This is a genomic window from Nonomuraea mesophila, assembly GCF_004352805.1.
GTDB lineage: Bacteria > Actinomycetota > Actinomycetes > Streptosporangiales > Streptosporangiaceae > Nonomuraea > Nonomuraea longispora.
Genome location: NZ_SMLD01000073.1, coordinates 1 through 13,879, shown reverse-complemented (window position 1 = coordinate 13,879; position 13,879 = coordinate 1). Strand labels below are relative to the sequence as shown.

Annotated in this window: 14 protein-coding genes and 1 pseudogene; 12 read left to right on the top strand and 3 right to left on the bottom strand. The window is 71.2% G+C overall.

Features of this window, described 5'->3' with window-relative positions:
* Positions 1-5: 5 nt before the first annotated feature.
* Entirely contained in the window at positions 6-1,724 is a 1,719-nt protein-coding gene (locus tag E1295_RS25540) for a glycoside hydrolase family protein (protein WP_132633417.1), read from the bottom strand.
* Between the two features lie 138 nt (positions 1,725-1,862).
* Between E1295_RS25540 and E1295_RS25535 the strand changes: the two genes are divergently transcribed.
* The 10 genes from E1295_RS25535 (at position 1,863) to E1295_RS25485 (ending at position 11,882) form a co-directional block, all read left to right on the top strand.
* Positions 1,863-3,743, top strand: a complete 1,881-nt coding sequence (locus tag E1295_RS25535; protein ID WP_132633415.1) for a glycoside hydrolase family 127 protein — start codon at positions 1,863-1,865, stop codon at positions 3,741-3,743.
* 192 nt (positions 3,744-3,935) lie between these two features.
* Entirely contained in the window at positions 3,936-4,586 is a 651-nt protein-coding gene (locus tag E1295_RS25530) for an RNA polymerase sigma factor (protein ID WP_132633413.1), read from the top strand.
* 41 nt (positions 4,587-4,627) lie between these two features.
* The gene (locus E1295_RS48955; RefSeq protein WP_166427406.1) at positions 4,628-4,867 is read left to right on the top strand and encodes an anti-sigma factor family protein; all 240 of its coding nucleotides are present in this window, start codon (positions 4,628-4,630) and stop codon (positions 4,865-4,867) included.
* A 67-nt stretch (positions 4,868-4,934) separates the two neighbouring features.
* Entirely contained in the window at positions 4,935-6,197 is a 1,263-nt protein-coding gene (gene egtA, locus E1295_RS25520) for an ergothioneine biosynthesis glutamate--cysteine ligase EgtA (protein WP_132633409.1), read from the top strand.
* On the top strand, positions 6,194-7,489 hold the full coding sequence (gene egtB / locus E1295_RS25515) for an ergothioneine biosynthesis protein EgtB (RefSeq protein ID WP_132633407.1): 1,296 nt from the start codon (positions 6,194-6,196) through the stop codon (positions 7,487-7,489). The genes egtA and egtB overlap by 4 nt, the downstream gene beginning before the upstream one ends.
* Positions 7,489-8,196 (top strand): ergothioneine biosynthesis protein EgtC, encoded by a 708-nt coding sequence (gene egtC, locus E1295_RS25510; RefSeq protein WP_132633405.1) that lies wholly within the window; start codon positions 7,489-7,491, stop codon positions 8,194-8,196. The genes egtB and egtC overlap by 1 nt, the downstream gene beginning before the upstream one ends.
* A gap of 21 nt (positions 8,197-8,217) precedes the next feature.
* Positions 8,218-9,198 (top strand): L-histidine N(alpha)-methyltransferase, encoded by a 981-nt coding sequence (gene egtD, locus E1295_RS25505; RefSeq protein WP_132633403.1) that lies wholly within the window; start codon positions 8,218-8,220, stop codon positions 9,196-9,198.
* A gap of 13 nt (positions 9,199-9,211) precedes the next feature.
* Positions 9,212-10,384: an ergothioneine biosynthesis PLP-dependent enzyme EgtE gene (gene egtE, locus E1295_RS25500; RefSeq protein ID WP_132633401.1), complete on the top strand. Its 1,173-nt coding sequence runs from the start codon at positions 9,212-9,214 to the stop codon at positions 10,382-10,384.
* A gap of 135 nt (positions 10,385-10,519) precedes the next feature.
* Entirely contained in the window at positions 10,520-10,840 is a 321-nt protein-coding gene (locus E1295_RS25495) for a hypothetical protein (RefSeq protein ID WP_132332135.1), read from the top strand.
* Positions 10,841-11,366: 526 nt separating this feature from the next.
* Complete coding sequence (locus E1295_RS25485; protein WP_132633397.1) at positions 11,367-11,882, top strand: hemerythrin domain-containing protein; 516 nt, start codon at positions 11,367-11,369, stop codon at positions 11,880-11,882.
* 530 nt (positions 11,883-12,412) lie between these two features.
* On the opposite strand, the pseudogene E1295_RS52535 reads toward E1295_RS25485, so the two are convergent.
* Together E1295_RS52535 and E1295_RS25475 are read right to left on the bottom strand one after the other, a co-directional pair.
* A pseudogene (locus E1295_RS52535) lies at positions 12,413-12,727 on the bottom strand (VOC family protein); the annotation flags it as partial.
* A gap of 79 nt (positions 12,728-12,806) precedes the next feature.
* Positions 12,807-13,067 carry a GntR family transcriptional regulator gene (locus E1295_RS25475; protein WP_132633395.1) on the bottom strand — a complete coding sequence of 87 codons (261 nt, stop codon included), beginning with the start codon at positions 13,065-13,067 and terminating at the stop codon, positions 12,807-12,809.
* 142 nt (positions 13,068-13,209) lie between these two features.
* Between E1295_RS25475 and E1295_RS25470 the strand changes: the two genes are divergently transcribed.
* Complete coding sequence (locus tag E1295_RS25470) at positions 13,210-13,545, top strand: DUF397 domain-containing protein (RefSeq protein WP_132633393.1); 336 nt, start codon at positions 13,210-13,212, stop codon at positions 13,543-13,545.
* The coding region (locus E1295_RS25465; RefSeq protein ID WP_132633391.1) for a hypothetical protein at positions 13,502-13,879 on the top strand (378 nt) is incomplete at its 3' end. The genes E1295_RS25470 and E1295_RS25465, both read left to right, overlap by 44 nt.

The following is a 13,879-nucleotide window of genomic DNA, read 5'->3' as shown; positions in this document are numbered from 1 at the left end:
GGCGCTCACCAGGCCCATTCCGTCGCCGGCCGGGACAGCGGATAGTCGCGTCGCGGCGCGGTGGGATGGACCTTGCGCCCGCTGTACATCGGCCGGGCGGTGCCCTCGGGACTGATGCCGATCACGTCGTCGCCGCGCCAGCGCACCCGGAACTCCCGGCCGGACGCGTCCTCCGTGCTGGTCGACTCGGGCACGGGGAACGTGACGGTGATCCGCTCGCCCCGCCTGGGCGCGCGTACGGACAGGTAGCCGTCGGGCGCCCACGCGCCGGGCCGCGTGCCGTCGAAGCCGTCGCCGTCGCGGGTGACGCGCACCTTGGCGTACCCGGCCCACTCGGGCACCCGCATCCGCAGCTCGCGCAGGTCCTGGTGCACGTCGAGGTCGACGCGGCCCTCGTGGGGGAGGTGGCTGAGCACGGTGACCTGCTCGGTGGCACGGGTGAGCAGCAGGTTGACCCGTACGTCGCGGTCGTCGCCCGTGACGACGGAGTTCCAGCCCCAGAACAGCCCGCGCACGCCGGAGCCGACGCAGCACGCCTGCACGTCGGCGGTGTGCCCGCGGCCCAGCTCGATGTCGCAGACGTAGTCATTGGGGGCGCCGTACCCGGCGAAGGCGCCGCGTACCCGCTCGCCCACCCGCACGTGCGTCACCCAGCCGGGTTCGTCGCCCGAGGTGTCGGGGGCCGACTCGACCCAGCTCAGGTCGAGCAGCTGGGACTCGACGAGGTGGTTGCGCAGGAACCGCTCGACCACGCCCCAGTAGCCGGTGTGCCCGGACCGGGCGAGCGTGACGCCGGTGCCGATCAGGTCGACCAGGGAGCAGCTCTCGTGTTCGTGGCGCTGGCCTTCGAGGTCGCCGGGCGTCCAGCCGAACCGGGTGGCCCGGGTGAGCGCCCAGTCGTAGGAGCGGCGTACGTACGCGGTCAGCTCGTGGTCGCCGGTGTGGCGGGCGTAGCGGGCCAGCCCTTCGAGCGTGCCGAGCCGGGTGTGGAAGTGGCCGCTGCGGTAGGCGCGGGCCGCGTTGAAGCCGCCGTCCTCGTGGAAGACGCCGCTCTTGTGCACGATCAGCCGGGCGAACCAGCCGCACAGCTCCAGCGCGTCCTCGTTGCCGGTGGCCTGGTGGTAGCGGAGCAGCGGCATGATGAGCCGGCCGCTGAACGAGGCCGGGTCGGGGGCCAGGTGCAGCGCGATGGCGTTGGGGGAGGGCCAGCCGTCGGGGGTGTACTCGGAGGCGGGGTAGAACCAGACGTCCCGCTCCTTGATCGCGATCCGTTTGAGCGCGGCCACGTGCCGGTCGGCAAGCCGCCTGGCCTCGGGGTCGCCGTCGGAGACGTACCACGTGGTGAGCGACAGGAGCACGGCGCGCTGGTCGATGAGGTTGGCGTTCGGGGGCCAGCCGGCGTCGGGGCGGGCCCGCCGGTAGCTCAGCCCGTCGGGGCCGAAGAAGCTCGCCAGCCGCCGCCTGAAGCCGTCCTCGACCTCCCGCCAGGTGTCCTTGCCCGTCATGTGCCGGGCAAGGAGGCAGGCGTCCAGCAGCCGGCCGTGGCTGGAGCCGTAGTCCCAGTCGCCGTGCCGCAGCGCGGCGGGCCGGGCGAGCAGGTCGGCGCTGAAGTACGGAATGCCGTCCATGCCCGTGTCCGGGTCCGTGTCGGGCAGTCCGGCCACCGCGTTCATCGCCAGTTCGGCCCGCTCTTCGAGCAGCACGGTGTCGGGGATCTCTGGCATGGCCGTCCCTTCGTTGCACATAAATATTCAAGTGTGCATAGATGTCGCATTCAGCGTGCGTCGCCGGTTGACTCACGTCAAGATGTGCATGGATATTCATGTCTTGTTGGATATGTAGGACTGAGGGAGGATGGTGGCATGAGCGTTGATCCGGTGGTGCGGCCAGGTACGGGCGCGGCGGTGACCCTGCGGCCCGTGACGGGAGCCCGCATCCACGACGGCTTCTGGGCGGCGCGGCAGCGGGTCAACCGCGAGGTGACGATCCCGCTGGGCGGTGAGCGGGTACGCGACTCCGGCGCCTTCGGCAACCTGCGGCGGGCCGCCCGGGGCGGCTCCGCCGAGCATCGCGGGAAGATCTTCGCCGACTCCGACGTCTACAAGTGGCTGGAGGCGCTGGCCTGGGAGCGGGGCAGGCGAGAGGACGACGGCCTGGCCCGTTCGTACGCGCAGGCGTCGGAGCTGGTCGCCGCCGCGCAGTGCGCCGACGGCTACCTCCACACGCACACCCAGCTCACCGGCCGGCGACGCTACTCCGACCTGGCCTCCAGCCACGAGCTCTACTGCGCCGGCCACCTCATGCAGGCCGCCGTGGCGGGCCGCCGGGCGACTGGCGACGAGACGTTGCTGCGGGTCGCCGCCCGCTTCGCCGACCACCTGGCCAAGGACCTGCCCGCCGACGCGATCGACGGGCACCCCGAGGTCGAGATGGGCCTGGCCGAGCTGCACCGGGAGACCGGCGTGGCCGCGTACCTCGACCTCGCCGCCCGCCAGGTGGCGGCGAGGGGACGCGCGCTCATCCAGCTCAAGGGCCACCACGGCCCCGGCTACCGGCAGGACCGCGTGCCGGTCGCCGAGGCCACCACGGTCGAGGGGCACGCGGTGCGCGCGATGTACCTCGCGGCGGGGGCGGCCGACGTCGCCGTCGAGACCTCCGACCTCGACCTGCTCGCCGCCCTCGGCCGGCAGTGGCGCGACATGGTGGCCACCAAGACCTACCTGACCGGCGGGCTCGGCTCCAACTGGTACGGCGAGGCGTTCGGCGGCCACCACGAGCTCGCCCCCGACACCGCCTACTGCGAGACCTGCGCTGCCATCGGCAGCGTCCAGTGGTCGTGGCGGATGTTGCTGGCGACCGGCGACCCCGCGTACGCCGACCTGGTCGAGCGCACCCTCTGCAACGCCGTGCTGCCCGGAGTCTCGCTCGACGGCGAGCACTTCTTCTACGTCAACGCGCTGCGCGTGCGCGCCGGCGCCGACCCCGACGACCTGCGTTCTCCCGCCCGTGGCCGGCAGGGCTGGTACGGCACCGCCTGCTGCCCGCCCAATGTCATGCGCCTGCTGTCCTCCCTCGACCACTATCTGGCCACGTGCGACGCCGACGGCGTGCAGCTCCACCTGTACGCGCCCGGCACCGTACGCGCGGGCGGCGTGCTGCTGGAGGTGGAGACCGGCTACCCGTGGACGGGCCGGGTCGAGGTCGTGGTCAAGGAGACCCCCGGCCACCCGTGGACGCTCGCGTTCCGCATCCCCGCCTGGGCCGACGCGGCCGGGGTCGACGGGCGGCCGGCCGAGCCGGGCGGCTACCACCGCGTGCGCAGGACGTGGCGGCCGGGTGACCGGGTGGAGCTGGACCTCGGGGTCCGCCCCCGGCTGACGGCCGCCGTGCCCCGGCTCGACGTCGCCCGCGGCCAGGTCGCGGTCGAGCGCGGGCCGCTGGTCTACTGCCTGGAGCAGGCCGACCACCCGGGAGTGATCGTCGACGACCTGTGCCTGGCCGCGGCGGACCTGCGTGACGCCGGCCCGGTCGCCGGCCTGCCCGCCGACGTGGTGCCGGTCACCGCGCGCGGCCGGGCCCACGTGCACCGCGAGGACGACGGCGGTTTCCCCTACCGCGCCGCCGTCGCCCCCCACGAGCCGGAGCACGGGGGCCCGGTCGATCTGACGTTCGTCCCGTACCACGTGTGGGCCAACCGCGGCGCCGGGCCGATGACGGTCTGGACGCCCATGCACCGGCCCTGACGTACGGGCACGTCCGCCCTCCCCGACGGTCAGGCAAAGGAAGCGTCATGATCTGTGATCACAGGTGGAAAACGGGTATGTCGTAGCGGCCGTTCGCGACGACTTCCGATCGCGCCCGACGTCATGCCCGGAGTGGAAGCGGTGGACGGCGGGATGTGATGATGTCCCCAACGCTACGGGGAGGAAGCGATCGTGGGGTCCCTCGCGGGCGGCGGGCTGCCTCCGGATGACGTCGTCGTCTCCGCGTTGCGGGCGGGCGACGAGGAGATGTTCGCGACGCTGCTCGACACCTGGGCGCGGGGCATGCTGCGGGTGGCCCGCTCCTACGTCTCCACCGACGACTCCGCCGAAGAGGTCGTGCAGGACACGTGGCTGGCGGTGATCGGGGCCATCGACGGGTTCGAGGGCCGTTCGTCCGTGAAGACCTGGGTCTACCGCATCCTCGTGAACACGGCCAAGAAGCGCAGCGTGCGCGAGAGCCGTACACTGCCGTGGAGCGCCTTCGAGCGGGACACGGGCCCGGCCGCCGACCCCGCCCGTCTCCACGGAATCGACGCGGCCCTGCCGGGCAGGTGGAAGGAGGCACCCGCGGCCTGGCCGACGCCCGAAGGGCAGGCGCTCGCGGCGGAGGCGCGGGGCCTGATCGGCGAGGCGCTGGCGACGTTGCCTCCACGGCAGCGCATCGTGATCACGCTGCGCGACGTGGAGGGATGCACCTCCGAGGAGGTGTGCGAGATCCTGGAGATCTCCGCCGTCAACCAGCGGGTGCTGCTGCACCGGGCGCGTGCGGCGGTTCGAGACCTGCTGGAGAGTTACTTCGAGTCGGTGAAGCAGCCAGAATAGGTGAAACGGTTCAATACGCAGAGGGTAAGGCGGTTAACGTCGTGAAGCGGTTCACGTGCGGCGAACTGGTGCAATCCATCACCGCCTACCTTGACGACGCCCTCGACCCGCCCACCCGCGACGCGTTCGAGGCCCACGCGGCCTGCTGCGACGACTGCCGGCGCCACGTCCACCAGTTCCGCGTCACCATCCGGGCCATCGGCGACCAGCCCCCCGAAAAGTTGTCGGACCGCACGCGCGAGCGGCTGATGTCCGCCTTCAAACAGCGGCGGCAAAGCTGACCTTTTCCGTGTAACGCTCGCGCGGCCGACGGCTCTATAGAGCCATGCGTCACGCGAGGGCAAGACGATGATCGGGCTCACGACCGAGGGGCCGCCGCTCAGGGACGCCTCCGAGGTGGGGGACTACGCGCACCGGTGCTTCCTCCCCCGCGGTGACGACCGGGTGGGCGTGGAGCTGGAGTTCCTGGTCTTCGACCGCACGTCGGTCACCCGCCACGTCCCGATGGACCGGGTCGAGCGGGCGCTGCCGCGCCTGCCCGGCGGCAGCCGGGTCACCTTCGAACCGGGCGGCCAACTGGAGCTGTCCGGCCCGGCCGGCTCGCTGACCGGCGCGATCGACGGGCTCACCGCCGACGTGGCCGCCGTCCGCCAGGCCCTGGCACGCGACGGCCTGGTGCTGGCGGGCGTGGGCCTCGACCCGATGCGCCAGGCGGTACGCCAGTTACGGCAGCCTCGCTACGACGCCATGGCGGAGTTCCTCGGCCGGCCGTACGGCGCGCTCATGATGTGCTGCACGGCGTCCATCCAGGTCAACCTCGACATGGGGGAGCGGCCCCGCACGCGGTGGGAACGGGCGCACCTCCTCGGGCCCGTGCTGACCGCGGCCTTCGCCAACTCGCCGCTGAGCCGGGGCCGGCCGTGCGGATGGATGTCGGGCCGCCAGGCCGTGTGGGAGCACCTCGACCCCACCAGGACGGCGCCCGTCCCCGCGTCGGGAGATCCGGTGGCCGACTGGGCCCGCTACCTGCTCGACGCCCGCGTCATGCTGGTGCGGGAGGGCGAGGAGCGCTGCCGCACCGTCCGCGACGGCTCCACCTTCCGCGACTGGCTGGGCTCGCGCGAGCGCCCGCCCACCGCCCAGGACCTGGCCTACCACGCCACCACGGTGTTCCCGCCCGTGCGGCCCAGAGGCTGGCTGGAGATCCGCTTCCTGGACGCCCAGCGGCCGGCGGACTGGCCGGTGTGCGTGGCCGTCACCCACGCCCTGATCAGCGACGACCGCGCCGCCGACGCCGCGCTCGCCGCCGTCGAGTCCTGCCTCGGACCCGGGTGGCGGCGAGGCCCGGGAGCGGACCGCGAGCCGTGGGCGTCCGCCGCGCGCCGCGGCCTGGCCGACCCCCGGCTGGCCCGCGCCGCCGACGCCTGCTTCCGCGCCGCCGTCGAGGCGCTGCCCCGCCTGGGCGCCACCCCCGCCCTGACCGGCGCGGTGTCGGCCTTCGCCGACCGGTACGTGACGACCGGCCGCTCCCCGGCGGCCGACCTGATGGATCTGGCGAGAGAACCGGGGCGGCGCCTGCCGGCCTGGCTGACCGATGAGGGACAACGATGAGCGACTTCAAGGAACGCATCGCCGGCGATCTGCTCGCGGTGCGCAGCCGGTCCCTGGCCTACACGGAGGCCGAGGACGACCTGCTCGTACGCCAGCACTCACCGCTGATGTCGCCCCTGGTGTGGGACCTCGCGCACGTCGGCAACTACGAGGAACTGTGGGTCCTGCGCGAGGCCGGCGGCCTCACCCCGCTCAGGCCCGAGATCGACGACATCTACGACGCCTTCAAGACCCCGCGCAAGGACCGTCCCAGCCTGCCCATCCTCGGACCGGCCGAGGCCCGCCGCTACATCGAGGGCGTGCGCGGCCGCGTCCTCGACGTCCTGGACGCCGTCGACTTCGACGACCCCGCGCCGCTGCGCCGAGACGGCTTCGTCTTCGGCCTGGTCATCCAGCACGAGCACCAGCACGACGAGACCATGCTGGCCACGCTGCAACTGTCGAAGGAGCCCGGCCTGGTGCGCGACGGACGCCTGCCGCCGGCCCGCCCCGGCGGCCCCGCCGAGGTGCACGTGCCCGCCGGCCCCTTCCTCATGGGCACCGACACCCAGCCGTGGGCCTACGACAACGAACGCCCCGCACACCGCGTCGACCTGCCCGCCTACTGGATCGACCGGCTGCCCGTCGGCAACGGCGCCTACGCCGCGTTCATCGAGGACGGCGGCTACCACGACCCCCGCTGGTGGACCGGCGAAGGCTGGGAGTGGCGGCAGCGGCAGGGCGTCTTCGCCCCGCTGTTCTGGACCAAGGACGGCGGTGACTGGCACCGTACCCGCTTCGGCCGCACCGAGCCCGTGCCCATGGACGAGCCCGTGCAGCACGTCTCCTGGTACGAGGCCGACGCCTACGCCCGCTGGGCGGGCAAGCGGCTGCCCACCGAGGCCGAATGGGAGAAGGCCTGCGGCTGGGACGCCGGGGCGGGCCGGGCGCGGAAATACCCGTGGGGGGACCACGAACCCACCCCCGAACTGGCCAACCTCGGCCACCGCGCCGCCCGGCCCGCGCCGCTCGGCGCCTACCCCGCCGGCGCGGGACCGTACGGGGCCGAGCAGATGATCGGCGACGTGTGGGAGTGGACCGGCACGTGGTTCGACGGCTACCCGGGCTTCCGCAGCTTCCCGTACCGGGAGTACAGCGAGGTCTTCTTCGACCGGGACTACCGCGTGCTGCGCGGCGGCTCGTGGGCGGCCGACCCGGCGGCGATCCGCACCACGTTCAGGAACTGGGACTACCCGATCCGCCGGCAGATCTTCACCGGGTTCCGCTGCGCCCGTGACGCGGAGCGGGCCTAGTGTGCCGGCACGCGGCCTGGCTCGGCGCACCCCGCGCCCTGGCCACGCTGATCCACGAGCCCGAGCACGGCCTGCTCGCCCAGTCGTACGCGCCCCGGCGGCAGCGGCACGGCACGGTCAACGCCGACGGTTTCGGCATGGGCTGGTACGACCCGGCCCGCGCCGAACCCGTACGCTACCGGCGGGCCATCCCGATGTGGGCCGACGCCAACCTGCCCGCGCTCGCCCAGGTCGCCCGCTCGGGCTGCCTGCTGGGTGCCGTCCGGTGCGCCACCGTCGGCATGCCGGTCGAGGAGAGCGCGACCGCGCCGTTCACCGAGGGCCGGTGGCTGCTCAGCCACAACGGCCGCGTCGAACGGGACGCGGTCAGGGCGCTGGCCGACGGCGCCGAGAGCGCCTGCGACTCCGCCTGGCTCGCCGCCGCCGTCTTCGAACGGCTGCGCACCTGGCCCGACCTCGGGGAGGCCCTCGCTGAGGTCGTCGCCCACGCCGGGGAGAAGGACCCCGGCGCCCGCCTGAACCTGCTCGCCTGCGACGGCGCGTCCATCGCCGCGACCGTCTGGGGCGACACGCTCTTCGTCCAGCGTCACCAGGACGGCGTGGTCGTGGCGAGCGAACCGCTCGACGACCTGCCCGGCTGGCAGGCCGTGCCGGACCGCAGCCTGCTGCTCGCCTCGCCGGAAGGCGTGCGCGTCCAGCCCATGTGAACCCTTTCCTGAGGAGACACCGTGCCTGTGAGCCATTCGACCGTGCGCCTGGTCAACCACCTCGACCTCGACTATCTGCGATCCTCCCTCGAACATGACGTCAGGGTCGGCCTGACGTCGTCGCCGAAGGTCCTGCCGCCCAAATGGTTCTACGACGAAACGGGCAGCGACCTGTTCTCGCAGATCACCCGGCTGCCCGAGTACTACCCGACCCGGCGCGAACTGGCCATCCTGCGGGAGCGGGCCGCCGACCTCGCCGCGGCGAGCGGCGCCGACACGCTGGTCGAGCTGGGATCGGGCACCAGCGAGAAGACCGTGCTGCTGCTCGACGCCCTCACCGAGGCGGGCACGCTGCGGTGCTACGCCCCCGTCGACGTCGACGCGGTCACGCTCGCCGCGGCGGCGCAGCGGCTGGCCGAACGCCACCCCGGGCTGGCCGTACGCGCCGTGTGCGCCGACTTCGAACGCCACCTGCGGCTGCTGCCCCGTACCGGCCGGCGCATGGTCGCCTTCCTCGGCGGCACGATCGGCAACCTCGAACCCGACGCCCGCCGGGTCTTCATGAAGGAACTGCGCGGCACACTCCGCCCCGGCGACACGTTCCTGCTCGGGGCCGACCTGGTGAAGGACAGCAAGCGGCTGGTCGCCGCCTACGACGACGCCGACGGGGTGACGGCCGCCTTCAACCGCAACGTGCTGCACGTCATCAACCGGGAGCTCGACGCCGACTTCGAGCCGGACGCGTTCGAGCACGTCGTCCGCTACGACGAGGAGCACGACTGGATCGAGATGCGGCTGCGGGCCTCACGCGCCATGCGGGTACGCGTCGCGGCGCTCGACCTGGACGTGGACTTCGCCGAGGGGGAGGAGATGCGCACGGAGATCAGCACCAAGTTCCGCCCCGGCGGGCTGCGCGCCGAACTGGACGCGGCCGGCTTCACCGTCCTGCGCTGGTTCACCGACCCGGCGGAGGACTTCAGCCTGGTGCTGGCCCAAGCATGATCGACGGCAAGGCATGATCGGCAAGGCGTGGCGGGCGGCACGCTCCGTCGTGCCGCCGGGCCACCTCGACGCGGCCGGCTGCAACGTACCGAGTGACCGGGTGCTCGACACGGTCGTGGGGCGCCTCCGGCGCGAACGCGAGCACGGAGGCTACGCGGCTGAACCCGGCCTCACCGACGCGAGATCCGCCCTCGCCGCCCTGGTCGGCCCGGCGGGCGCGTCCCCCGGGGACGTGGCGTTCCTGGAGAGCGGTACGGCGGCCATGGCGGCGCTGCTCGGCGGCTGGCGGCTCCCGCCGGGCAGCCGCGTGGGCTACGCCCGCACCGAGTACGGCAGCACCCTGATGCTCCTGCGCCGCCTGGCCGCCGACCGCTCGTGGACGCTCGTCGACCTGCCCGTGGACGCCGCCTCCCGCCTCGACCTCGACGGCCTCGCGTCCGCGCTCGCCGGGGGCCTGGACCTCGTCACCCTCGTCCACATCGCCTCCCACCGGGGCGTCGTCCAGCCCGCGCGGGAGGCGGGCGCGTTGTGCCGCGCCGCCGGGGTCCCGCTGGTGCTGGACGCCTGCCAGTCCTTCGGCCACACGGACGTGGGCGGGGTGGGGGCGACCGCGTACGTGGGGACGTCCCGCAAGTGGCTCGCCGGTCCGCGCGGCACCGGCTTCCTCATCGTGCCCGGCCTCGCGACGGGCCCGGCACCGACGTGTGGATGGGCGGCGGGGATGGACGCCGCCGCCCCCGCGCTCGGTGGCCACACGTGGGGCATGGACGACCTGCCCGAACCGCTCCCGGGGGCGATCCGCTATGAGAGCTCGGAAGGAGCGATCGCATCCCGGGCGGGGCTCGGCGCCGCCGTACGGGAGTACCAGGAGCTCGGCCCGGCCGACCTGCACGAGCATGTGACGGAGCTGGGCCGCACGGCCCGGCACCTCCTGCACGGGGCGGGCGGCTGGCAGGTGGGGGAACCACTCGACGAACCCTCCGCCATCGTCACCCTCCGGCCTCCGGCGGGCGACTCGGTGGAGTCCGCAAGGGCCCGTGCCGCCGAGGCGGGACTGCTCGTGGGGGCCGCCCCCGTCACCAGGGCACCACTGGACCTGCGAGAGCCCGTACTCCGCGTCTCGCCGGCCCCGGGCACGGATCCAGAAACCCTGCACACGTTCGCCCGCGTCCTCAGCACGCCGTAGGGACCAGCCCGGCTCGTATGCCGTTCACGGTTATCCACCTTCGACCACTGAAGGGAAAATCACCATCACCGATTCTCTGACCCGGGGATCATGCCCCGCAGTGCGAGTGTCCCCTGCAGCGGGCACACTGGAAGCATGACTTGGAGCTCGCGCTACGCCAGCCGTCGCGTCTATCTGGTGCCTGCTGATCTCACTGAGCTGACCGGCCCCATCACCGGCGTCGTGGAGCTACCCACCCGGTTGGACTGGTCTGAGCAACGCTTTTACGACATGTTGGACAACAGTCACGTGGGACTGATGTACGAACGTGTGATCCGCGAAGCGACGCGGCTGGACGAGTTGCGTATGTATCTGAACTACGAGAAGCTCATCGAGCTGTGGCCCCGTCTTTTTCTGCCCATTGAGGCGAGACGGGCGTGGGAAGCGTCTTTCCAGCAGCTGCGACGAGCGGCGTAGCTGCTGTGGATGCCTTGCACGAACTGGTCGCGCGCATCGGTCTCGCGGCAACAGAGCGGTTCGGGTTCGCGCTCGCCGGTGGCTATGCAGTACAGGCTCATGGATTCCTCGCCCGACAGTCTGAGGACGTCGACCTCTCCACCGCACACAACGCAATTGATGACTCTCCAGAGCAGCAGACCCTGGGTTTGACGTGGAGATGTTCCGGGTCGCGCTGTCCGCTCTGGCGCGCATCCCCGACCAGGCCTTGGGTCTCCATGGCTTGAGCCCTCAGGAAGTCGTGAATCTCCGCCGCTGTTTTCACGACTGGGAGACATCGCTCGATCGATAGCGACGTCCACGTCGTGTCTCAGGTGTTCTACCGGCGACATTCATGCAGTCGGCCATCACGACACCCCCGGCACGCAGGCCGAAACCCTGCATACGCTCGTCCGCGTCCGCAGCACACCGTACGGACCGACCCGCCTGCTGGGTCTCGATGGGCCCGGACATACTGGGGGGAGTCAACGGAGCCGGGGGAGAGAACATGCATGCGCGTTCTGAGGCGGGCGACCGTCTCACCGCTCTGGGCACGCAGCTGCTCGAGGTGCACATCTGGCTGCGCGAGATGCTGGACGACCTCCAGGACGGTATCGACGACTACTTCGACGGCAACGGGCTGCCGCCCCGCGACCTGCGTGCCCACTGCCTGTCCTTCTGCACTGTGCTGACCCGCCACCACACCGGCGAGGACAGGGCCGCGTTCCCGGCGATCGCCGAGAAGTTCCCCGAGCTGCGCAAGGTGCTCTCCGACCTGCGCACCGACCACAACCAGATCGACTGGCTCATGGGGAACCTGCGCAAGCTCCTCGACTCCCTCCCCGAGCAGCCGGACCCGGCCACGGCGGCCAAGGTGCGCGAGGAGGTGGGGGCGTTGTCGGCGGTCATGCAGACGCACTTCATCTATGAGGAGAAGAAACTGATCTCCGTCCTGAACTCCATGGACGTGCCCGAATGGCGCGACAACCGGCCCGACTTCCTGCTGGTCGACGACGACGCCTGACATTCTCCGGGGCCTTCACGGATCCGCCCCAGGTGAGTAATTTCGCAACCGTGATGCCCCGGATAGTTCCCGACGCGGCGCGTGCGCCTTTCGCCGGCTCCGATTGAGCGGTCAACCGGAAACAGAAGCACCAGCCCGTACGCACGACGGCCCGGCGTCAAAGGCGGGGCCGGTGCACGGGAAGATCTGGTGTTCCGCCCGCACATCGCGCTTTTCGAGCTGTCGCCCGACGAGAGCGCGGGAGCGGACGTCCACATCGCCCGCGATGCTCGATCGGCTATGTTGACGATCTGCTACGGTCGTCGCACATTTTCTCCACTTGTTGCATGACTGCCATCCCAGCCCGAGAACGCCGCAACCATACGGCTGATGTCCTGCGGCGCGTCCGGTTCGGCCGTGGCGGAGACGCCCGCCTGCGGACTGGCTGGTTCGGGTCCGGCGGTGGGCTGTTCTCCGCCGCATGACACGAGCGCCGTCGCCGTCAGAAGAAGGAGTGCGCAGCGCACCAGGCGGGCTCGCATGGTTCCTCCATGACCGTCGGTTGCCGCGACCCTAGCCCACCGAGTCCGGGAGCCCTCCCCGCCGGCCGCCTCATGAGTCCTCTTGCGCTCCATTTCGCGCGAGTTCTCGGGACGCAGGCAGAGGTGGAGCCGATTCTTGATCGTCTCGTGCTCCGGCACTTGGTTGAAGTGCAGGAGTGGCCCCTGAGGTAGCAGGACCTGCGTCTCCTCGTCTCCGGGCCGGTCTTCAGGATGCATGGGACAGCCGGTTACCTGACTCCAGAACCGGGCGAGTCCGTACGCATCCGCACAATCGATCGCCACGTTCTGCACTACCGAGATCATGCCGACATTCTGCAGCACCGCGATCGAGCCGGGTGCCCCGCTTTCGTGCAGTCGTGACCGGGTGGCTTCTTCGTGCGGGTCAGCGCGGCGGGCGGTGGTCCTTGTGTACGACGACGGACCCCTTGCCGCGCCTGGTGACGATCAGCCCTTCTTCCCGGAGGAGCTTGAAGGCGAGGCGCACGGTGGGCCGGGAAACGCCGAACTCGTCCTCGAAGCGCACCTCGCTCAGGACGGACTGCGGCGGGTAGACGTCCTTGCGGATCCGCTCGGCGATGACCTGAGCGATCTGCTCGTACTTGTAGAGCGTCTGATCCCACGCGAACTCATCGTGATCGGTCACGCTGATAACGCTAAAGGGCTATTGACCTCACGCCATAGAAGCTTATGTACATGAATTCAGCTTACAGCACATGACAGCACCTAACAGGTTGCGCAGAGTCGGCCGTGACCAGCGGCTTCTGGTCTGATCGAGAGGAGAGCACATGGACCTGTACGGCAGTCACCTCGGTGAGGTGTCGTTCCATCGGGTGTGTGGCGTGAACCAGCAGGAGGAGGACATGGAGTCATGTGTCCTGATCGCCCCGATCCCGGGAGTGGAGGACGCCTACGCGCTGCGTGACTCGAAGAACCCGGATGCCGGGACGCTCCGGTTCACCGGCGACGAGCTTCGCGCCGCTGGGTTGTCCACTCTTTCGGCACTGCCGCTGAACGGCGGTCCCTGCCTGATCGAAGCAGACAGGGACCGCCGCCCCCACAACTCTACGGGAGTTCCTCATGATGCATTGGCATGCCTACCAGTGGGTCGGTACGGGAACTGATCGCGAGAACGAGGCCGAGCGCCGGCCGTCCTCACCGGCCTACGCGTCGTCGATGGTGCCGCCGATGCGGACCGGCGACTGGCTGGCCAAGCCCGCCTCGCGCATCGCGGGAACTTTCCATGAGGTGGAGCAGGCGGTCGGGTGGCTGGCGGGGGAGTACGGCAAGGTCCGGGACGCGCTGCCGTCCGGGGGCGTTCCGGTGGAGGAACGACTCGACTCCGCCCGCGACCTGCTGTCCCGGGGCGTGGACGTGCAGTGGGGCGAATGGCTGCACGGCGGCCGGTTCGTGACGCTCGGAGTGATCTGCTGCCCCAACCGCCACACCTCCCACCCC

What these genes read in the sequence shown, in the direction of transcription:
- E1295_RS25540 (WP_132633417.1), bottom strand. Translation starts at nt 1,724, where the DNA reads ATGCCAGAGATCCCCGACACCGTGCTGCTCGAAGAGCGGGCCGAACTG.
- E1295_RS25535 (WP_132633415.1), top strand. Translation starts at nt 1,863, where the DNA reads ATGAGCGTTGATCCGGTGGTGCGGCCAGGTACGGGCGCGGCGGTGACC.
- egtA (WP_132633409.1), top strand. Translation starts at nt 4,935, where the DNA reads ATGATCGGGCTCACGACCGAGGGGCCGCCGCTCAGGGACGCCTCCGAG.
- egtB (WP_132633407.1), top strand. Translation starts at nt 6,194, where the DNA reads ATGAGCGACTTCAAGGAACGCATCGCCGGCGATCTGCTCGCGGTGCGC.
- egtE (WP_132633401.1), top strand. Translation starts at nt 9,212, where the DNA reads ATGATCGGCAAGGCGTGGCGGGCGGCACGCTCCGTCGTGCCGCCGGGC.
- E1295_RS25495 (WP_132332135.1), top strand. Translation starts at nt 10,520, where the DNA reads ATGACTTGGAGCTCGCGCTACGCCAGCCGTCGCGTCTATCTGGTGCCT.
- E1295_RS25485 (WP_132633397.1), top strand. Translation starts at nt 11,367, where the DNA reads ATGCATGCGCGTTCTGAGGCGGGCGACCGTCTCACCGCTCTGGGCACG.
- E1295_RS25470 (WP_132633393.1), top strand. Translation starts at nt 13,210, where the DNA reads ATGGACCTGTACGGCAGTCACCTCGGTGAGGTGTCGTTCCATCGGGTG.